Below are 20,024 nucleotides of genomic sequence, written 5' to 3' on the forward strand. Positions count from 1 at the left end.
AATGCCCCCTTTGGCCCCGAGTGACAGACAAGAATGTCTATCCTCCACGCCGGACGACTCACTCACGCCAACCACGGCTCGATCACCTTCCCGGCGACATCGGTTAACCGGAAGTCTCGCCCCTGGTACCGGTGCGTCAGCTTTAAGTGATCCAGCCCGAACAGGTGAAGGATCGTCGCGTGGTAGTCGTTGACGTGGACGGGATCGCGGGAGATGCCCCAGCCGATTTCATCGGTCTCGCCCCAGGTCTGGCCGCCCTTGATGCCGCCGCCGGCCATCCAGAGGGTGAACGCAAACGGGTGGTGGTCGCGGCCGGTAACGCCGGGGCGGCCCTTGCGGTTTTCGCCGAGCGGCGTCCGGCCGAACTCGCTACACCAGAGGATGAGCGTTTCATCGAGCAGGCCCCGCTGCTTGAGGTCTTTGATCATCGCCGCGACGGGCTGATCCGCCATGCCGGCATTGAACGGCAGTTCGGAGTCGAGGTTGGAGTGGTGATCCCAGCTCGCGTGGACGATGTTGACGAACCGCACTCCACGCTCGACCAATCGGCGGGCGAGCAGGCAATTGGTGGCAAACGCGCGGTACTGGCCGGGGCCGCCACCACGCGCGGCCTTGATCGGCGGATCGTCCCGCTCCACGCCATACGCAGCCAGCATCTCCTTGCTTTCGCCGGACAGGTCGATCAGTTCGGGTGCCGCCGACTGCATGCGGAACGCGAGCTCGTAGCTTGCGATACGGCTGGCGATCTCCGGATCGTGGATCGCTTCGTACCGCCGCTGGTTCAGCCGGCGGAGGGCGTCAAGGCCGGCCCGCTGCATTTCCGGCGGCAGGCCGTCGGGGTTGGCCAGGTTCAGGATCGGCTCACCCTTGTTGCGGAAGAGGACGCCGGCGTAGGTGCTCGGCAGGAAGCCGCTCTGCCAGAGCGTCGCGCCGCCGCTGGTGCCGCGGCCGCTGTTCAGGACGACGTAACCGGGCAGGTTCTGCGACTCGCTCCCCAATCCGTAGTTGAGCCATGCGCCCATGGTGGGCAGGCCGAAGGTGGACCGGCCACAGCACATGAGCAGCTGGCCGGGGTGGTGGTTGAACTGGTCGGTGTGCATGCTGCGGACCATCAGCATGTCGTCTGCGCAGGTCGCCAGGTGGGGGAGCAGGTCGGAGAAGACCATGCCGGATTGGCCGTGCTGTTTGAAGGTGCGCTTCGAGCCCATCAGCCGGGCCGATTCCTTCTGGATGAAGGCGAAGCGGACGTTCTTGGTCATCGATTCCGGGAGAGGCTGGCCGTCGAGTTCGTTGAGCTTGGGCTTGGGGTCGAACAGGTCCATCTGCGAAGGCGCGCCTTCGAGAAAGATGCAGATGCAGTGCTTGGCCCGCGCGGGGAAGTGCGTTTGCCTGGGCGCCAGTGGATTGAGCAGACCCGGCGATGTCGCCGCTGCCGCTGTTGCCGGCGTCAGGATTCCGTCGGCCGTCAGCATCGCCCCCAGGCCCATCATGCCCAAGCCGCTGGCGGTGGTGGTCAGGTACTCGCGGCGGGTGAGATGAATCTGCTGCTGGATGGAAGTCATGCGATCCGTGCCTTCGTAGCGGCGCTACATCAATCGAGCAATCCCATGATGATCAGGATCGCTTCCTGGCGCGTCGTCAAAAGCTGACGAAGCTCTTCCTGTGCGCGGAGTAGGTTTTGCTTGGCACTTTCCCGCGCCGCCCGGTAAGCCGCGACATGCTCGCGAACCCGCGACGGGCTGGTGAAGGGGTCGAACAACGCGTCGTTCAGCGCCTTGCTCTTGAGATGGACGTCCGTCGTCGCCATGTCGTCGATCTTCTCGGCGCGGGGCTCACGAACGCCCTTGGATTCGCGCCCGGCGTTCACCTCGCGGACCAGGCGAATCACCTTGTCGACGCGCGGCTTGAGCACATCCCACTCGGCCTCGGACGGCTTGATCTGCTCGTGGACGGTCTCCAGCCATCGCTCTTCCGACGACTGCTTGACCTTCGGTTCGTCCTTGCGGGCATCGACAACGTTCTTGTCCTTCGCCGGCTTTTCCTTCAGCGGCTTGTCATCCTTGGCCGCCAGGACTGGCAAACCCAATCCGGCGCAAAGCAAGAGAGCGAAAACGCGACGACGGAGCTTGGCTGGGGATTGCAGGTTCATCGTTCCATCTAAACGTACAACCGCGTCGATTGTTGTCGGCTATTCGCGGGTCAGGAACTCGTCGAGATTCAGGACGACCCGCACCGTAGCCACCCACGCCGCCAATTCGGCCGCGTTGGATGACTTGGTCGTTCCGGCCAGTTTGACGGCTGCTTGCTCGTTCGCCGTGTAGAAGGCCCGCGCCGACGCCAGCAGGGACCGCAATTCCGCCAGTTCCGTCGCATCCGGCGAGCGAGCCAGGCACAGGCGGAACGCATGGCCGACGCGGGCGTCGTCGGCCGGGCCACCCTCGGCCAGTGTCCGCCGGGCCAGGGCCTGTGCCGCCTCGTGAAAGCTCTCGTTGTTCAACGTCGTCAGGGCCTGCAAAGGCGTATTGCTGATCGCCCGCTGGATCTGGGTCGCATTTCCGTCCGGGCAGTCGAAGCTGATCAGGTTCGGGTGCGGCGCCGTCCGCTTGTGGAAGGTGTACATCCCCCGGCGATACCGGTCTTCGCCAGGGCTCGTCGTCCAGCGGAAGTTATTGGCGTAGCTGAGGGCGGCGATGTCCGGCGGCAGGGCGGGGAAGACGCTCGGCCCGCCGATCTTGCGGCTGAGCAATCCGCTGGCGGCGAGCGTGGCGTCGCGGACGATCTCGCCATCCACGCGAAACCGGTTCTGCCGGGCCAGCAGCTTGTTCTCCGGATCGCGCTCGGCCAGGTCGAGCCGGTACGCCGCGGACTGACGGTAGGTGCTGGAGAGGACGATCGTGCGAATCAGCGCCTTTCGGCTCCAGCCGACCCGGCGGTACTCGTCGGCGAGCCAGTCGAGCAGTTCCGGGTGCGTCGGCCGCTCGCCACGAACGCCGAAGTCGTCGGGCGTGCGGACGAGGCCCTTGCCGAACAGTTTCTGCCAGATGTCGTTGGCGGCGACGCGTGGCGTCAGCGGATTGGCCGGCGACGTCAGCCAGTTGGCCAGATCAAGCCGGTCGGGTTTTTGCGGATCGCGCGGCGTGAACGCATGCAGCGTCGCCAGCGAACCCGGTGTCACCTGTTCACCGGGCTGCAGGAAATCGCCACGGTGCAGCATCGTGTTCGGCCGCGGGTTTGCCGTCCGCTGGCCGATGACCCGCACCGCCAGGCCGGGAGCGGCGGGGGCTTTCTTCTTCAGCGCGGCAAGGTCGGCTTCCAGCTTCTTCTTCGCGGCAGGCGTCGCCGGCGTTTTGCCGTCGGCGATCTGCGCCTCGATCGCCTTCACCTGCTTGTTGTGCTCGGCCAGCGCGAGCTTGTACTTCCTGACCTCATCGGTCGACCCGGGAAGCTGCAAGTTCACTTCGTCGCCGTTGTTGAAGTACGCGAACAGCTGGTAGTACTCGCGCTGGGTGATGGCATCGTACTTGTGGTTGTGGCAGCGGGCGCAGCCGACGGTCAGCCCGAGCCAGACGGCACCGGTGGTTTCGGCCCGGTCGAATGTCGCCTCGACCCGGAACTGCTCCTGGTCGGCGCCGCCTTCCTTGTTGGTCAGCGTCTGCCGGTGGAACGCCGTCGCGATGCGCTGCTCGTTCGAGGCCCCCGGCAGAAGGTCGCCGGCGAGTTGCTCGACGGTGAAGCGGTCGAACGGCATGTCGTCGTTGATCGCCTTGATCACCCAATCGCGAAAGACGTAGGCATCGGGGCGGGGAGTGTCTTTCTCGTAACCGTCGGAGTCGGCGTAGCGGGCCTTGTCGAGCCAGTGGCGGCCCCATCGCTCGCCGAAGTGCGGGCTGGCGAGCAGGCGATCGACGAGCTTGGCGTAGGCGTCGGGCGCTGCATCGTTGGTGAACGAGTCGACCTCCGCCGGCGTCGGCGGCAGGCCGGTCAGATCGAGGCTCAGCCGGCGGATCAGCGTGGCCTTGTCGGCCGGGGGAGAAGGAATGACTCCGGCCCCTTCGAGCGATGCCAGCACGAAACGGTCGATATCGTTCGCCGCCCAATCGGCCGTTTTCACTGCCGGCGGATCGACGCGAACGATCGGCCGATACGCCCAGTGCACGCCATACGCCGCCCCTTCGGCGATCCACTGCTTCAGCGTCGCGACCTGCGCCGGCTTCAGCGCCGGCTTTTCCGGCGGCATCCGCTCTTCAACGTCGGTCGTCACCACCCGCGCGATCAGCGCGCTGGCGTCGGGCTTGCCCGGAACGACCGCCACCGCGTCCGACTTCAGCTTCATGATCGCGCCGTCGCGATCGGTGAGCTTCAATCCGGCCTTGGTCTTATCCGTGCCGTGGCACTCGTAGCAGTGCGCCGCGAGGATCGGCTTCACGTCGCGGTCAAAGTCGACCGGCGATGCTGCGCGCACCGCGGGACACAGCGCGAGGAATACTGCGATGGAAGCTATTCGAAACATGGCGTGTCAACCGGTCGGTGACTTGGGCTGCCATACCCTGCGGCGTTTGCGCGGCCCGTGGAACGTTTGGGAAGGGAACACATCCTTTCCTCGTCCGCAACCGGTGGGCTGAAGCCCACCCTACTTTGCCGTCGCTTTCACCTGGGCTCGCGCCTTCTCCAGGACGTCGGCGATGCTCACCGGCTTGCCGCCCTGACGCTTGCTCTCGTCGGCGGCTTCCATGAACGCCATCAGTTCGATCGTCTCGCTCGCGGCGATCGGCGGCTTGCCCGTGCGGAAGAACGTCGCGACGACTTCCAATAGCGGCTTGTACCCTTCATACCCCGGCGCGGCGACGCTTCCCTTGGTGCCGTACACGGTCGCCCCGTAATCGGCCTTGCCCTGGCGAATGCCGCGGAACGTGCCAATCCGGCCATCCTTCCACGTGCCGACGACAAAATCCGTCCCTTCGGTCTGCGTACGGCTGACAGTCTGGCAGCCGGGGCCCATGTAGGTATAGAGCATTTCGCAGCCGTGGATGCCGTACCAGTAAAGGTCGGGGTGGGTCTTTTCGAGCGAGCAGGGGCTCCAGGCCGAAACGCCGGTGATTTCACCCAGCTTGGGATTGGCCTTGGTGAGCGCCACGCCCGGGCCGTATCGCAGTGAAGAACTGCTGAACCAGGGCGTCTTCGACTTCTCGCCCAGCTCGGCGATCGTCAGTGCGTCGACGAGTGAGCCGGCGAGCGGCTTGTCGATAAACACCGGCTTGCCGGCGGCGAACACCGGTCGAACCTGTTCCAGGTGGGGCCGGCCGTCGACGCTTTCGAGCAGCACGCAGTCGACCTTGGTCAGCAGCGCGGGAATGGAATCGACAATCTCCACGCCCATCGCCTTGATATCGGCGGTGTACTTCTCCACCCGGCTGGCGGAGGACTCTATGTCCTTCGACCCGCCCGGGAACGCCGCGACCACCTTCATGTTGGCCAGGTCGCCGGTGTTCTTGGGGTCGTTCATCAGCTTGGTGAACGCGCCGGCGTGCGAGGTATCGAGGCCGATGATGCCGACACGCAACGGCGGCGGGGCGTCGGCGGCAGAACTGGTCTGCACGGCCAGAAGGGATAACGTCAACGCGACCAGAAACGCAAAACTCCGCGACATGCGATGCCTCCGGCAATTCGGGTGAGTTCGAAGCGACTTGTCCTCGTTGCTAGTACCGTGCCGATTGGAAGTTGTGGTCGGCGTCACTCGGCCAATTTCCCGCACACCATCAGCATCCGCGGGAGGTGGAACAGGCCTTTCCACATGTTGCCTTTCAGCCGTGTCGAAACGCTGCCGTCACGATGAAGGTAGCCGTACCATTCGCCGTGCTCAGGGTCGGGAAAGTGCTTGAAAGACCAGTCGTGGACGAGCCTGTGCCAGTCGGCGTACTTCTGACGGCCGGTCAGCTTCCACGCCATGAGCGTGGCGATCTCGGCCTCGTTGTGCGGCCACCAGAACTTCATGTCGTGCCAGTATTCCTGCACGGGCAGATCGCGCAGGTCGCGAAAGTAGAAGATGCCGCCGAACTGCTGGTCCCAGCCGCGCTCCCACATCCAGTCGAGGATCGTTGTGCCCAGTTCGATCAGCCGGGCCGCGCCGCGGTGGCGGCCTTCCTCCATCAGGAACCACGCACACTCCAGCGCATGGCCGGGGTTCAACGTGCGACCGTCGAAGTGATCGATGATGCCGCCGTCGGGGGCGACGACTTCCATCAGGGCGCGATGCTGCGGCTTCATAAACAGCCGCTCGATGCGGTCGATCGCAAAGTCGATCCAGCCGGTCATTGATCGGTCTTCGACAATGACATCGCCCAGATGCCTGCGCAGTTCCTGCGCCGTGGCGATGCCGATCATCAGCGGGCCGATGCCGGTCATCGGGCGGGTTGCCGGGTCCACCTTGGCCGGCATGACGCCGGGCGTGAAGCTGTGCTGTAGGTAGGTGGCAAAGCAGCGGAGTGCGTCGCCGCGGGCCTGTTCCTCGCCGGTCAGCCGGTGCCAGGCGGCGCAGGCGATCGCGGCGAACGATTCGCTGAACACGTATCGCCGCATCCGCAGCGGCCGGCCGTCGCGGGTTACGGTGAAGTACATCTTGCCCGACGGCGAAAAGCAGTATCGCCTCAGGAAATCGATCGCGCCGGCGGCGGCGTCACGCCATTCGGGGCGGTCGCCGTATTTCAGGCAGAGCGTGGCGAAGGTCCAGGCACCGCGGCCCTGAAACCAGACGCTCTTGTCGGTGTCAATCACCGAGCCGTCGCGATCCAGCGCGGTCAGGAATCCGCCGTACTCGCGATCAACGCCATGCCGGAGCCAGAACGGAATGACATCGTCGAGAAGCGTGTGGCGATAGAGGTCGGGGAGGTTCATGGAAAGGTATTGGTGCCACAGTTCGGCGGTATGCCGCAGACCTGTGGCACTACGCCTCGCGTCCGCCAAGGCGGACCCTACGAAATCGGCGAAACGAAAATGTCCAGCGGCGCGAGCTTTCGGCGGATTTCGGCGAGCTCCTCTTTGCCTACGGGCGCGAACGGCGGCCGGATCGGACCGCAGTCGTGCCCGATCAACGACATGATGGCTTTCCCCGTCCGCAGGACGCCATGCTCCAGCAGCACTTCCACCAGGCGAACGGTCTTGAGCTGTTCGCGACGAGCGGTGTCGTGATCGCCACGGGCGACGGCGTCGTAGATTCGGCGGTATACCGGGGAGGCGTAGTTGTAGGTGCTGCCGACGCCGCCTTTGATGCCCAGCGCCAGCGTGGCGAGCAGGATCTCATCTGTGCCGAACAGGACCTCGTACTTGCCACCTTCGAAAGCGAGGCACGATTGCAGCCTCATCAGGTCGGAACTGGTGTACTTGAGCCCGACAAAGTTCGGGATCGCCTCGGCGGCCAGCTTCATCACCCGGTCGGCCGGGAAGACGACGTTGGTCATGCTCGGGATGTCGTAGAAGTAAAATGGCAGCGTGCCCGCGGCGGCGGCGATGGGGCGCAGGAAATCGACCAGGTCTTTCGGCGTCGCCGGCTTGAAGTACGACGGTGCGAGCGCCGAAACCGCCGCCGCGCCAATCTCCTTCGCATGCGCCGCCAGGGCCATTGCCTCCCGCTGGCAGTTGTGGCCGACATGGACGATGACATCGAGGCCGGCCGGCGCGTGCTTCTTCCAGGCGGCGGCCACGGCTTTGCGCTCGTCGGTCGTGAACGAATGCGATTCACCCGTCGACCCGCAGACGAACGCGGCGGGGCACTTCTGCTCGGCGAACATGCGGGCCATCGCCGGGATGGGCGCCAGGTCCAGGTCGCCGTTGGGCAGGCAGGGGGTGTAAGCGGCGGGGATCGTGCCGGTGTAGCGCTTCATGACGCGTGTTCCTTCGAAGTGTCTGCCCGTGAGTCGCTCAGGATCGCGCACCGAGCATACCGGGGTGGTGCGCAAGCCTCTACTTACCGCGATCCTGATTCAGATCGGCGAGCGTGAACATGGTAAAGCGGATCGTCTTGTACCCGTCGCCCTCGTAAATCAGGCCGATGCCGCCTTCGCGCAGCGGAACAAGGCACGAATAGCCAAACCCGCCGGGCACCACCACCTTGCGACGGGTCCAAGTCTGGCCGTCATCCAGGCTGGCCCGAACGGTGCCAATAGCCCGCCGCTGCTGCGAATCGGGACCGCTGTAGAGAATCCAATCCTTCTCCCCGGCAACGGGCGATGCCGCGCGGAGCACGCTGCCCATGCAGCGTGGCTCGGGCAAAGCGCGATCATCGGCGATCGCCGACCAGGTCTTCCCGCCGTCGCCGCTGACGGCGACCTTGCGATACTTGTCGCCCGCCATGCCGCGGGCATTGAGCATGATTCGTCCATCGGACAGTTCGACAAACTGCACCTCATTGGGACGGTGCGTTGCTCCGCCGGGCGCGACATCGCCAAAGGCCCAGCTCTTGCCCTGGTCGTCCGACCACGCCGCGTAGACTTCCCACTTCCCGAACGGGCCCTGGTTGAACGGCAGCATGATCCGGCCCTTGTGCGGTCCGTTCGTCAGGACGATGCCGATGCCGGGTCCGGAGCAGTGACTCGTCACTCCCACCGGGCGTTTGACCTGCACGGTGATGTCGGCGGGCTTGCTCCAGGTCAGGCCGTCGTCGTCCGAACGGACGAGGTAGCTGTGGCTGGTCGTATCGCCTGCGACGCCGTCGCGTGACTTGTGCTCATCGAGCCCCTTAGGGAACCACTGGTAGACGACCAGGATGCCGCCGTCGGGTAACACCACGGCACAAGGATTATTCAGACAGTTCGCGCCGTCCTCCGCAATCACTTGCAGCGCACCCCAGGTCTTGCCGCCATCGGTGCTGCGCTTGAGGACGATGTCGTTCTCGGCATGGTCGGACAGGTTCGCACGGCCCTCGGCGAAGGCGCACAGCGTTCCCTTTTTGGTCACAATGACACTCGGAATCCGGTAGGCGGGGTAGCCGTCGATCCCGCCGGTAAAGACCGCCACCGGCTCAGGGGACGAGGTTTGAAGAAGCGCGGTAAGCAGTGCGAGATAGATCATGATGCCTCGCCATGGATTAAACACCATCTCGGCGCGAATCGCGACTACGTGCTCGGTTCAGGCCTGATCGGAACCCCCAGGTGCGGCTTGCTGAGGCCGGAATCCAGGATCTCGCGCATGACTTCGGCCAGCACCAGCCGTTCGCCGGCCCACATGGTTTCGGCGTCGATCCGGTCGCGGGGAATCCAGCGCAGGGCATCGTGTTCTTCGTTCAGCCGCACCGCGTCTTCGCGATTGATGACCGCAACAAAGCTCGGCACATGCCACACGGTTTCGCCGGGCACGAGGTAGAAGTGCTCCATCAGGCTGAGCTTGTAGAACTCTCGCGGAACCAGGCCCGTTTCCTCTTTCAGCTCACGCAGCGCCGCTTCCCATGCCTTTTCGCCCGTATGGCTCGTCCCCCGAACGATCTGCCAGGTTCCGCCGAGGTAATCATCGGCCGCCCGACGCAGTTGAAGAAACTCGTGCGACGATCCCGACGCGGTCGGGCGTACGACGTGGACGGCGATCATGTCGTAGCGGATGTTCATATGCTTCACGGTCGGCAATGCGGAGCCTACGTGGACCGGTTCCGCCGAACGTAGGTTTGCCCGTCCACCCGCTTCACCAGCCCGCGCAGCGTTAGAAACGTCAACTCCTGAAGCACCACATGCGGCGGAAGGTCGGTCCGCTCGACGATCTTGTCCACACCACAATCCTCCAGGCCGATCGCATCGATGATCAACTGCTGGCGATCCGGCAGTTCCGGCAGATCTCTCGGACTGGGGCGCAACGGCGTGACAGTCGGAGCGTCATCTTCGCCCGCTTGCGGTTTCGCGAAAAGTCCTGGTGCATCGGCAGGGGTCGCCTGCTCCAATATCGGCGCGTGAACGTTCGCCGGCAGCGGGCCGAGGTTGTCGAGCACGTCTTCCACGCGGGCGCACAAAAACGCACCATCGCGGATCAGCTTGTGCGGCCCTTGCGACAGCGGGTTGTCCACCCGCCCGGGCACGGCGAACACCGGCCGGCCGTGCTCGTCACACGCCTGCCGCGCGGTGATCAGCGCGCCGCTGCGCTCGTCGGCCTCGATCACCACGACGCCGCGTGACATACCGCTGACAATCCGGTTGCGCCGGGGAAAGTTCTCGGCCGCCGGGTTGGTGCCCATCGGGTACTCGCTGACGACCGCGCCGCGGCCCTTGGCGATCTCATCGAACAGCGCCCGGTTCTCCGGCGGATACGCCACGTCCACACCGCTGCCGAGGACGGCAATCGTTCGGCCGTTGGGCTGGGCGATCGCGCCACGATGTGCGGCGCTGTCTATTCCGCGTGCGCCGCCGGAGATGACCGATACGCCGGCCCCGGCCAGCAACGCCCCGAATCGCTCGGCCTGCTCGCGGCCGTAGATCGAGCACTTACGGCTGCCGACGATACCGACCGCGTGCAGATCGCGATCCTGAAAATCGCCGCGCATGTAAAGCACCAGCGGCGGATCGGGAATCGATCGCAGCAGAATCGGGTACGCGGCATCGTCGGCAGAAATCACCGTCGCACCGGCAGCGGCGGCTTTGTCCATCTCCGCGGCGACCAGCCCCGACGCCTGCCGCAGCGATGCGGCGATCGAATCGGCCTTGGCTTTGCCGATGCCATCCACCTCGCGCAGCAGCGTTCCACCGGCGTCGCAGGCGGCCTCGGCCGATCCGGCCAGCGCGATCAACCGCGACGTCAGGATCGGCCCCAGGCCGCGGGTGAGCGAGAGTTGAAGCCAGTGGCGGGTGGACACGGTCAGAGACTCGCTTTCATGGGTACGGTGCTCGCGCACGGCAACGATGCCAGCACAACATCGTCCTCGAACTGCTTCGGCGATTGCGCCGCAAGGGTGCCATCGGCGCGATAGATCGTCGACTCGCCCGATCCCTGCCATCGCGTTGCTGCCGGCAGGCAGTGATTCGCGAACACCAGGTTGCACCCCAGCGCCCGCGCCACCAGCGGAAACCGCCGATCGAAATACTTCCCCGGCGGTTCGCGGTCGATCCAAGCGGCGGGGAAAAGCAGGGTCCACAGTTCCCCCCGTGCATACAGCCGGCGGACGCGATGAATGTCGTAGCAGATCGCGACGCCAACGGGCCCGTATTCCGTTGGCACGATCAGCGGCGGCGTATCGCCCGGCGTCGCCCAGGCCGGCTCGATTGCCGGCCACGGCCAGCGCTTGCGGTGCCTGCCGACGATGTCGCCCGTCGGCGACATCAACACGGCGGTGTTGTACGCCTCGCCTTGCCCGCCCAGTTCGACCAATCCGGCCAGCAGATAGACACCGGCCGATCGCGCGACGGCCGCAAGTCGATCCGTCGTCGGCCCGGGAACTGGTTCGGCGACGGCCAGCACATCATGCAACCGAAACCACGGATCGACCGGACGCCCGGCGGCGTGCCAGATCGACCGCAGATCGTCGCCGGCGTAACCCGGGATCGCGCACTCGGGCGTCACGACGACCTTCGCGCCTGCGCCGCCGGCACGATGAACCAGCGATTCCAGCCGATCGAGATTCCTCGCCGTGACGCCCAACTCGCTCCGCATCTGGACCGCGGCGACGATGACGGCTTGCGAGTCTTCCATGCGTTTGCCGGCCACTATCGGCGCTGGCTATTGGACAATCGACCCGACGACCTCGCAGCGGTCTTACTCCTCGTCCGCCTCGGCTTCGGCCAACCCGCCTACGGGAGCCGGCATCGCGCCGGGCTCGGTGAGCATTTTTGTCAGTTCCTCGACGATCTTTCCCGGGTCGCTCATCCGGCCGACGCCGACATTCCGGCAGGCGAGCCAGCCCGCCTCGGGACCAATGAACCGATAGCCAAGGCTCGCGAGCTTGCCGAAGTTCTCCTGGGCCACGGGGTGCTCCCACATCCGGTTGTTCATCGCCGGCGCGAAGACCACCGGGCACGCCGCGGCACAGACCATCAGGCTGACCAGGTCGTCGCACAGGCCGTTGGCGACTTTCGCGATCGTGTTGTTCGTGGCGGGAGCGACGAGCATCAGGTCGGCCCGCTCGGTCAGGCCGATGTGCTGCGGGTCGCTGGTCTCGACAAGGTTGAACGTCCCCGTCCGCACCGGTCGGCCGGACAGTGCTTCGAACGTCAGCGGGGTGATGAACTTCTGCGCCTCGGCGGTCATCGCCACCGTCACGCCCGCACCGAGCTGCACCAGCTTGGAGACGACGTCGGCGACCTTATACGCCGCAATGCCGCCGCACACGGCGACGATCAATTCGCGGCCTTTGAGCAAGGGCTGAATGGGACCGGCGGCGGGGGGTGTCAGGTCTGGGGTGGCCATGGTGGGGATTGTAGCCGGACAGCACGCACTTCTGCAGTTCGCATGGAGGACGGGCGTTCTTGCCGGTCACTCGGGCCGAGGAGGACCGCTCCGAACGAAGCGGGTTTCTTCAATCGATGCTGAAGTTTCAGGCTACTTCCCGAGGTGACACAAATACGCAACCAGATCCTGCAGTTCCTCCCGGCTCAGCCCCGCCGTCAGCCCCTCCGGCATGATCGTGCCGGCGTTCACGCGCTTGGCGATGTTGGCCTTGGCGATCCGCTGGATGGTGTTGGTCGCCACGTCGCGAAGCTGCATTTCCTCGCCGGTCTCCGAGATCGCGTAGCCGCTGAACTCGTCGCCGGACTTGGTGGAGATGCTGATCGACAGGAACCCTTCCTTCACCTGCCGGCGGGGCCAGAGGACGGATTCGACGATGTAGTCGCTCGTCAGGCCCCGGCCGATGCCGGACATGTCAGGGCCGAGATTGCCGCCCTTGCCGTCGATCGAGTGGCACGCAGCGCAGGCCACCAGCTTGGTCTCGTATAGCGTCTTGCCACGCTTGGCGTCGCCGTTCCTGGCTGCATCGGCGGAGAGCTGTCGCACGAAGTCTTCGCTGTACGGCGGCGTGGCGTCGCTAACGCCCATCGCGGACTTGAGCGCGTCAACCAGTGCGGCATCGTCGCGGCCGCGGGCGTGGATCACGTCGAGACATTTCTGCGCCGACTTGGGCGACAGCGACGCCGAAGCAATCGCCTTGCCCAGCGCCGCCGGCCCGCCCTTGCGGCTGAGGAAGATCGCCAGCACCGCGCCGACGTCTTCGTCCTTGTCGGTGCTGCCCAGCAGCCCGACCGCGGCGGAGGCGGCAGCGGGGCGGTCGACGGCGTCCATCGCGCCGATCGCCGCGATGCGCACCGCCATCGGCTGGTCGGGCTTTGTGAGCGGGGCAAACTCACCGGTCTTGAGCGCCTTCCAATCGCCGAGCGCGTCGATCGCGGCCACACGCACGGCGGCGCCGGCGGTGCCATCACCAGCGATCGACTTCAGCCGGTCGGCAACGGAAGCCATCTTCAGTGCGCCCGCCAGCCGAATCGCCGCCGTGCGGACTTCGGGATTGGCATCGTCAAACGCCTTGGCAACCGCCGTCGAAATATCGCCCGCCGGCTTCACCTGCCGTACGCGGGCGGCATTCGCCAGTTCGGAGAGCACGCGCGGCTCAGAACCGAACTTCTCGAGCAGATAGCCCAGATCGTCGGCGGCACCAATATTCGCCAGCACGATCGCGAGGTCCGGCTTGCCCGCCACGGCGACGTCCGGGTCTTCGAGCATCTTCCGCAGCGGTGCGGCCATCTCGGTCGATCCGTCACACCGCAGCACCCACGACAGACGATTGACCTTGTCGCCAAAGTCGAGTTCCCCCTTCAAGAAAGCCGGCCGCCAGAGGTCCTTTTGCGCATCGACCGCACGCAGCATGGCGTGCTCGATCCACTGATCGATGGGTTTGTCGGCCGCCATCGCGGCGACCTCGATCGCGTGCGGGCTGGGAACGAACGTGCTGGCGACGATCGCCTCTACGCGCACACGCGGGTGCTCGTCCTGCGCCAGCTCGGCGAGCTTCACAAGCGGTTCATCCAGGCGATTGTGCCATCGGCCGATCAACCGTGCCGCGTACGCGCGTGCGCCAAAGTCCTTCGCATCCATCAGCTTCGCCAGCAGCTTCGGTCGGGCGACTTCGTGGGCCTCCAGCACGCCTGTCGCGCGGTAGAGCAGGTGTTCGTATTGCGGGTCGGCAGGGTCGAGCTTTGCGATCCAGGCATCGGCAGCTTTGACTGCCTCATCGCTCTTGCCGGTGAACAGCAGCCGATCGACCTGATAGCCGAGCCATCGGTCCGACGATCGCAGTTGGTCCATCAGTTCCGCCGGCAGCATCGCCGCGAGATTGGGCTGCCTCGTCGTCGCTCGCCCCTTCGCCGACAGCCGCCAGATGCGGCCGTGGGTCTTGTCGCGGGCGGGGTCGCGGTAGCTCGCCTGGTAATGGCCAATGACCGGGTTGTACCAGTCGCACAGGTAGAGCGAGCCGTCGGGGCCGTTCTTCACATCGACGATACGGAACGCATTGTTGTCGCAGGTGATGAGCGGCGGCAGCTCGGTGAGCGCGAAGCCCGACGAATCATCCTTGATCGCAAACTGCCGCACGCTGGCGGTGAAATAGTGGCCGAGGATCAGCCGTCCCTGCAACTCGTCCGGCATCGCGGTCGAGCCGACGATGTCGATGCCGCACCCCTTGGGGATCTTCCAGAGATACGGCAACTGAACGTGCCGGTCGCTGCGGATCATCGCCGGCGACGCCCAGCTGAGCCCCTTGTTGCCCGCGGCGTCGTTAAGAAACATCGAGCCCCACTTGTCGAACGCGAAGCCCCACGGGTTGGCCGGCCCGGCCCAAGAGTTGGTCGGGTGCCCGCGGCGGGAATCGAGGAACGGATCGAGCTTCTGCGTCCGCGGCCGCATGCGCCAAACACCGGCGCTGTAGAGCCGCTCGACACCCCAGGGCGTTTCGATGTTCGAAAAGGTGTGCGCCCCCTGCGAGAACCAGAGATCGCCGCCCGGTCCCCACTGGAACGAGTTGATCATCTGGTGGCCGTCGCCGGTGCCGAAACCGGAGAAAAGCACTTCGCGCTTGTCGGCCTTGAGGTCGCCGTCGCTGTCGGTGAACAGCAGCAGTTCGGTGCCGTTGGCGACATAGAGTTGTCCCGGCGCGCCAAGCTCAAGCCCGGTGGGCACGAGCAAACCCTCGGCGAATCTCGTCGCCTTGTCGGCACGGCCGTCGCCGTTGGTGTCTTCGAGAACGAGGATGTAGTCGGCCGGCTTCTTGCCCGGTTCGAGCTGCGGGTAGTTCGGACTGCACGCGACCCAGAGCCGGCCGCGCTCGTCCCACCGCATCTGAATCGGGTTGATGACGCCGTCGGCTTCGGAGGCGAAAAGGGACACCTCGAAGCCGTCGAGGACGTGCATCGCCGCGCGTTCCTGATCGGGCGTCAGCGCCGCAGGCGGCTCGGCGGCGGCGAGGGGGAGGGTCAGCAGAACGGTGATGAGAGTAAGCAAACGCATTTGGAACTCGATGTAGGCGTTCTTTTTCCCTCTCCCCCGTACTCGGGGGAGAGGGCCAGGGTGAGGGGCCGAACGTCGGGCCTCGTTGTCCGCCGAACGGCACCCCAACTGTCATCCTGAGGTACGCCGAAGGACCTGGCATCCCCAAGCGAAAGCCGCCCGAAGGTTGATCGGCCGTCGATCGCTGTCCGATGTCATCCGACGCCGTCCGCAATATTGCCGTCGATTTAAGGTCCTTCGGGGTACCTCATGATGACAATCCGGGGCTGCTCGGCGGGTAATGACGCCGTACGTTCGGCCCCTCACCCCAACCCTCTCCCCCGAGTACGGGGGAGAGGGAGTCAATCACTTCGCGCTCTGCGCTAACTCGTGAATCTTCTCGTCCGCGGTTTTGATCAGCGGCTTGAACTCTTCGTATTCGATCTTCAGCGGCGGGTGCTCGCCGATCGCCTTGCTATACGGCACCTGCTGGCGGTCGCCGTAGGCGAAAGCCCAGTTCATCGGCCGCCAATTGTCGAACCAGAGTTGGTTCTTCTCGACGATCGCCTGTCGCGTCGCATTCATCGCCGCAGACGAGCGTTGTTTGTCCTGAAGCGACGTGGCGATCGTGCCGCCCATGACCATTTGTCCGGTTTCGGTCAGATGAAGTCCGTTCAGCGTGAGCGGGTAGTCCGTTCGGCCATCGCTGAGATCGCTCAGTGCTTTGCGGTCTGCGAAAGGGGTGTAAAGGTCGACGAAGAGCAATCCTCGTGAAGTCGCCAGGGCTCGGATCGCCTCGGCGTACGACTTGAGGTCACTATTCTTCCTGGAATGATCCGGCATGCCTACAGCGGCGGGCTTTTCAAACGGCATCGGCGACACCAGCACGATGCGCTTCGTCCGCCTGCTCCACTCGTCGATCAGTTTCCCGTACGCCGCGATAAAGTCGTCGAGCTTGGCTTTGCCGTCCAGTGCTTCGGTCTGGCCGAACCAGGCGATGACCGCCGTAGCGCCGGCCCAGTCGAACTGCGCCTGCCAGCCGCCGAAGTTGAGATCGCGCCATTGCTGGTAAACCGTGTCACCTTCCCACGCCATGCTGCGGAACCGCGGCTTCTTGTCGGCGAATGCGACGGCGAGCTGCGCCTCCAGTTCGCCCACCTGTTGCTGGCGGACCATGTTGGTCTGGCCGGCGAAGATGATCGTCTCGCCGGGGGCGATGTCGAACTTGCCGTCGGTGTAGCCGGGGACTGGCGTGGCGATCGGAACCGGTGCATCGGCGAAGCGCCGCTGTGGGGGAACATCGGCGAGAGGATCCGACTTCGCCGCGATCGGCGCGGGGCCGGATGCTTTCGAAGCAGTGGGGGCCGTGACCGGGACCACGGCCGAGGCTTTCGACACACCCGCCGGTTGCGCTTTCGCCGACGCGGCCGCGGTTGCTTCACCGGGTGTCTCGCCTGCGGCGGCTGCCTTGGCACGTTTCGTCGTCGGTTTCGTGGACGGTTTTGTTGCCGGTTTCGTCGCAGGTCGCGCGGGTTTGCTGTCGTCGACATCTGGCGCCACCAGCGCCGCGTCCAGCTTCTTTTCGTCCATCCCCGCCAGTTCGACCTTCGGGTTGTGCACCAGCTTGTTGATCTTGTACTGCACCGTCATCGCCGGGCCGGCGTGCATCTGCAGCGCGATGTAGCCCGACTTCTCTCCCTGCGGGTCGCGAACGGCAACGGCGAGCGTGCCGTTGATCGCCGTCCAGATGCGATCGCCGACGGCGAGGATCTCGTAGCGATTCCACTCGCCGACTTTCACCGCATTCTCGCCGCGATCAAGCCAGAAGAGCTTCTTGTGGCCGGACTCGTGGTACAGCCGGCCCCAGACGCCCTTGCCCATGTCGGCCTGGTACCCCAGCGCTTCGAAAGGCGGATGTTTCTGCGAGCGGAACTGGATTCCCGCGTTGCACTCGTTGGGCTCCAGCTTCACGTCGAGCGCGAGGTAGAAATCCTTCACCTCGACCGGCGACCAGATGAACTCGTTCCGCGGAACGGGCTTGTCCGTCTGGCCGACGATCGCGCCGTCCTTCACCGACCAGTATTCGGGAATGGTGGGCGTCCAGCCGGCGAGGTCTTTGCCGTTGAAGAACGTCTGATCGACGGCGGGGCCGTCGGCTGCGTTCGCGACCTGCTGCGTCGTGCAACCGACCGCGACCATCATGCAGAACGCCAAGGCGATTCCGGCGAGACATTTCATGTGCTTACCCTCTACGTGTAGATCCGTACCGCGGAGAAGATAGCCGGTGCGGAGTCTCTCCGCGATGAAGTCCGTTGATGCTCGGCCTTTAACACGCTGTCCGTGACACGGGTTTCCAACCCGTGCTGGCTGCGTCGGAGTTTGGACATTGCAAATCCTCAGTGCCCATCTGCCTCTTCTCCCAAAGAATCCGGGGGATGCCGAAGATTGACATTCACTCGACTCCTACACAGCCAGCACGGGTTGGAAACGTGTCACGGACAGTGCACAGACAAACCTACAAACCCCTGCCCCAAGCGCAAGCGAAAGCAAGACGCGCTCGTCGTGCGAGCGCGTCTTGCGCGGTTTCAATCTTGCTTTGCGGGGCATGGTCGCTGAAGCGACCATGCCTTTACTTACGCAGCTCGGACGGCTCGTACAGGCCGCTGCCGGCGTAGTCGATCGCGATCTTGTCTTCCAGGATCTCCTGGACGACCATCTCCAGATCGGTCATGCCCGGCGTCCGGTCGACCAGCGGACGGGCGCCGTCCATGATCTCCATCATCCGCTTCTGGATCAGGGCCGTCAGCTTGAACCGACCGCCAACCTTGTTCACGATTTCGTCGCTCTTGAGTGCTTCAATCATAATGGTCCTTTCAGGACGAAGTCGGGAGTCGGAAGCTAGAAGCTGGAAGAAAGGCAATTGCGATCGTCTTCCGACTTCTGACTCCTGACTTCTAGCTCCGTATTCAGATTCCTGCCTTCTTGTGATGAATGATCCGGATGATCTCGGCGACCGCCTGGTCGAGGTTGTCGTTGATCACCATGTAGTCGAACGCTCGGCTGCCCTTGGCCATGTGGATCTCGCGCTTGGCGGCGCGGGATCGCTTTTGAATCTCTTCGGCGCTGTCGCGGCCGCGGTCGGTCAGCCGCTGCAGCAGCGTCCGCTCGTCCGGCGGCAGGATGAAGATCATCAGTGCGTCGGCGTACTGGTACCGCACCTGCAACGCGCCCTGAACGTCGATCTCCAGCAGCACGTCCTTACCGGCCCGCATGTTGTCGAGCGCGGCCTTCTTGGGCGTACCATAATAGTCGCCGTAGACCTGCGCGTATTCGAGAAACTCGTCGTTATCGAGCCGCCGGAAGAATTCCAGCTTCTCGATGTGGTCGTAGATCTTGCCCTTCTCGTCGCCGTCCTTCTTGGGCCGCGTGGTCGCCGAGACGATGTAAGTGACACCGTGATTCTCGGCGAGCAATCGCGAGATCGTGCTCTTGCCGACCCCCGAGGGGCCGCAGAGCACGAGCAGGGTACCGGGATGGTCGGAGGTCAGTTCGGCCATTTTCTTTACGCTTCGTCAGTGACACGGGCTTCCAGCCCGTGCGTGCGATGTCGGAGTCAATCTATCGTTCGGAGCGCGTCACTTAGCATTACGCGTACCGCACGGGCTGGAAGCCCGTGTCACTGACAGGGCGACTCCATCACTCGATATTCTGCACCTGTTCCTTGACCCGGTCGATGGCGCCCTTGATCTCGACGATCCGCTTGGCGATCTCGGCGTCGTTGGCCTTGGCGGCGATGGTATTGGCTTCCCGCAGCATTTCCTGCGCGATGAAGTCCAGCTTCCGTCCGCCGTGCTCGGTCTCGCGGCAGCTTTGCTCGAACGAGTTCAGGTGCGCCGTCAGCCGGGTGATTTCCTCGGCGATGTCGGCCCGCTCGGCGAAGACGGCGACCTCTTTGATCAAATCCACCTGGCTCACCTGCACCTCGGCCTGGGCGAGCAGCTTGTTCACCCGCTCGCGGAGCCGCCGGTGATACTCTTCGACCACGCCGGGGGCGAGGTCGGCGATTTCCTTCAGGTTGGCCCGCATGTGCGTGAGCTGTTTCATCAGGTCGACGAAGAGGACTTCGCCTTCCTTCTTGCGCATCGCCGACAGCTTGGCGATCGCCTTGGTCATCAGCTCGCGGACGACCGGGCCGTGCTTTTCGATCTCGTCGCTTTCGTCGCGCGGCTCCTGGCAAACGCCGGGAAGGGCTACCAGGCCCGCCAGGTCGATCCGCACCAGTTCGGTCAGGCCCTTCACCTGCTGGAGCTGCTGCAGGTAGGTCTGCAAAGCAGGGACGTTCAGGTGATACGCCGCCTCGGCCGAATCCGACCGCATCTTCAGGCTGAAGGTGATCGAGCCTCGGCCGAGCTTGTCGCGGAGCATCGATTCCAGTTCCGGCTCAAGCCCGTTGAGCGACTCTGGGAGCTTGATGACCGGCTTATAGAAGCGGTTGTTGAGCGAGCGGATCTCGACGGCGTAATGCGTGCCGTTGCGTTCCGCGGTCGCGTCACCAAAGCCGGTCATCGAAACGATCATCAAGAGTC

Annotated in this window: 16 protein-coding genes; all 16 read right to left on the reverse strand. The window is 64.6% G+C overall.

Features of this window, described 5'->3' with window-relative positions; translation table 11 throughout:
* Nucleotides 1–62 precede the first annotated feature (62 nt).
* The 16 genes from IPV69_RS21895 to IPV69_RS21970 all read right to left on the reverse strand — a co-directional run bounded on the left by IPV69_RS21895 (nt 63) and on the right by IPV69_RS21970 (nt 20,016).
* Entirely contained in the window at nt 63–1,562 is a 1,500-nt protein-coding gene (locus tag IPV69_RS21895) for a DUF1501 domain-containing protein (RefSeq protein ID WP_206291857.1), read from the reverse strand.
* 29 nt (nt 1,563–1,591) lie between these two features.
* Nucleotides 1,592–2,149, reverse strand: a complete 558-nt coding sequence (locus tag IPV69_RS21900; protein ID WP_206291858.1) for a hypothetical protein — start codon at nt 2,147–2,149, stop codon at nt 1,592–1,594.
* Between the two features lie 39 nt (nt 2,150–2,188).
* Entirely contained in the window at nt 2,189–4,462 is a 2,274-nt protein-coding gene (locus IPV69_RS21905; RefSeq protein ID WP_206291859.1) for a PSD1 and planctomycete cytochrome C domain-containing protein, read from the reverse strand.
* Nucleotides 4,463–4,630: 168 nt separating this feature from the next.
* Nucleotides 4,631–5,647 carry a Gfo/Idh/MocA family protein gene (locus IPV69_RS21910; protein WP_206291860.1) on the reverse strand — a complete coding sequence of 339 codons (1,017 nt, stop codon included), beginning with the start codon at nt 5,645–5,647 and terminating at the stop codon, nt 4,631–4,633.
* Nucleotides 5,648–5,730: 83 nt separating this feature from the next.
* On the reverse strand, nt 5,731–6,891 hold the full coding sequence (locus tag IPV69_RS21915; RefSeq protein ID WP_206291861.1) for an AGE family epimerase/isomerase: 1,161 nt from the start codon (nt 6,889–6,891) through the stop codon (nt 5,731–5,733).
* A 77-nt stretch (nt 6,892–6,968) separates the two neighbouring features.
* Nucleotides 6,969–7,877, reverse strand: a complete 909-nt coding sequence (locus tag IPV69_RS21920) for a dihydrodipicolinate synthase family protein (protein WP_206291862.1) — start codon at nt 7,875–7,877, stop codon at nt 6,969–6,971.
* A gap of 79 nt (nt 7,878–7,956) precedes the next feature.
* Complete coding sequence (locus tag IPV69_RS21925) at nt 7,957–9,063, reverse strand: sialidase family protein (RefSeq protein WP_206291863.1); 1,107 nt, start codon at nt 9,061–9,063, stop codon at nt 7,957–7,959.
* 44 nt (nt 9,064–9,107) lie between these two features.
* Complete coding sequence (locus IPV69_RS21930; protein ID WP_206291864.1) at nt 9,108–9,593, reverse strand: NUDIX domain-containing protein; 486 nt, start codon at nt 9,591–9,593, stop codon at nt 9,108–9,110.
* Between the two features lie 26 nt (nt 9,594–9,619).
* Nucleotides 9,620–10,825, reverse strand: coding sequence for a DNA-processing protein DprA (gene dprA / locus IPV69_RS21935; protein WP_206291865.1), 1,206 nt, complete (start codon nt 10,823–10,825; stop codon nt 9,620–9,622).
* A 2-nt stretch (nt 10,826–10,827) separates the two neighbouring features.
* Nucleotides 10,828–11,658 carry a carbon-nitrogen hydrolase family protein gene (locus IPV69_RS21940; protein WP_206291866.1) on the reverse strand — a complete coding sequence of 277 codons (831 nt, stop codon included), beginning with the start codon at nt 11,656–11,658 and terminating at the stop codon, nt 10,828–10,830.
* A 63-nt stretch (nt 11,659–11,721) separates the two neighbouring features.
* On the reverse strand, nt 11,722–12,372 hold the full coding sequence (locus tag IPV69_RS21945; RefSeq protein WP_206291867.1) for a flavoprotein: 651 nt from the start codon (nt 12,370–12,372) through the stop codon (nt 11,722–11,724).
* 132 nt (nt 12,373–12,504) lie between these two features.
* On the reverse strand, nt 12,505–15,459 hold the full coding sequence (locus IPV69_RS21950) for a PVC-type heme-binding CxxCH protein (RefSeq protein WP_206291868.1): 2,955 nt from the start codon (nt 15,457–15,459) through the stop codon (nt 12,505–12,507).
* Between the two features lie 345 nt (nt 15,460–15,804).
* Complete coding sequence (locus IPV69_RS21955; protein WP_206291869.1) at nt 15,805–17,676, reverse strand: family 16 glycoside hydrolase; 1,872 nt, start codon at nt 17,674–17,676, stop codon at nt 15,805–15,807.
* A 391-nt stretch (nt 17,677–18,067) separates the two neighbouring features.
* Nucleotides 18,068–18,301, reverse strand: coding sequence for a DNA-directed RNA polymerase subunit omega (locus IPV69_RS21960; protein ID WP_206291870.1), 234 nt, complete (start codon nt 18,299–18,301; stop codon nt 18,068–18,070).
* Between the two features lie 103 nt (nt 18,302–18,404).
* Nucleotides 18,405–18,995 (reverse strand): guanylate kinase, encoded by a 591-nt coding sequence (gene gmk, locus IPV69_RS21965; RefSeq protein WP_206291871.1) that lies wholly within the window; start codon nt 18,993–18,995, stop codon nt 18,405–18,407.
* Between the two features lie 139 nt (nt 18,996–19,134).
* On the reverse strand, nt 19,135–20,016 hold the full coding sequence (locus IPV69_RS21970; RefSeq protein WP_206291872.1) for a YicC/YloC family endoribonuclease: 882 nt from the start codon (nt 20,014–20,016) through the stop codon (nt 19,135–19,137).
* Nucleotides 20,017–20,024: the final 8 nt, after the last annotated feature.

It is taken from the genome of Humisphaera borealis, from assembly GCF_015169395.1.
GTDB lineage: Bacteria > Planctomycetota > Phycisphaerae > Tepidisphaerales > Tepidisphaeraceae > Humisphaera > Humisphaera borealis.

Coding starts and splice junctions, on each gene's coding strand:
- IPV69_RS21895 (WP_206291857.1), bottom strand. CDS start 1,562: ATGACTTCCATCCAGCAGCAGATTCATCTCACCCGCCGCGAGTACCTG.
- IPV69_RS21900 (WP_206291858.1), bottom strand. CDS start 2,149: ATGAACCTGCAATCCCCAGCCAAGCTCCGTCGTCGCGTTTTCGCTCTC.
- IPV69_RS21910 (WP_206291860.1), bottom strand. CDS start 5,647: ATGTCGCGGAGTTTTGCGTTTCTGGTCGCGTTGACGTTATCCCTTCTG.
- IPV69_RS21915 (WP_206291861.1), bottom strand. CDS start 6,891: ATGAACCTCCCCGACCTCTATCGCCACACGCTTCTCGACGATGTCATT.
- IPV69_RS21920 (WP_206291862.1), bottom strand. CDS start 7,877: ATGAAGCGCTACACCGGCACGATCCCCGCCGCTTACACCCCCTGCCTG.
- IPV69_RS21925 (WP_206291863.1), bottom strand. CDS start 9,063: ATGATCTATCTCGCACTGCTTACCGCGCTTCTTCAAACCTCGTCCCCT.
- IPV69_RS21930 (WP_206291864.1), bottom strand. CDS start 9,593: ATGAACATCCGCTACGACATGATCGCCGTCCACGTCGTACGCCCGACC.
- IPV69_RS21940 (WP_206291866.1), bottom strand. CDS start 11,658: ATGGAAGACTCGCAAGCCGTCATCGTCGCCGCGGTCCAGATGCGGAGC.
- IPV69_RS21945 (WP_206291867.1), bottom strand. CDS start 12,372: ATGGCCACCCCAGACCTGACACCCCCCGCCGCCGGTCCCATTCAGCCC.
- IPV69_RS21950 (WP_206291868.1), bottom strand. CDS start 15,459: ATGCGTTTGCTTACTCTCATCACCGTTCTGCTGACCCTCCCCCTCGCC.
- IPV69_RS21955 (WP_206291869.1), bottom strand. CDS start 17,676: ATGAAATGTCTCGCCGGAATCGCCTTGGCGTTCTGCATGATGGTCGCG.
- IPV69_RS21960 (WP_206291870.1), bottom strand. CDS start 18,301: ATGATTGAAGCACTCAAGAGCGACGAAATCGTGAACAAGGTTGGCGGT.
- gmk (WP_206291871.1), bottom strand. CDS start 18,995: ATGGCCGAACTGACCTCCGACCATCCCGGTACCCTGCTCGTGCTCTGC.
- IPV69_RS21970 (WP_206291872.1), bottom strand. CDS start 20,016: ATGATCGTTTCGATGACCGGCTTTGGTGACGCGACCGCGGAACGCAAC.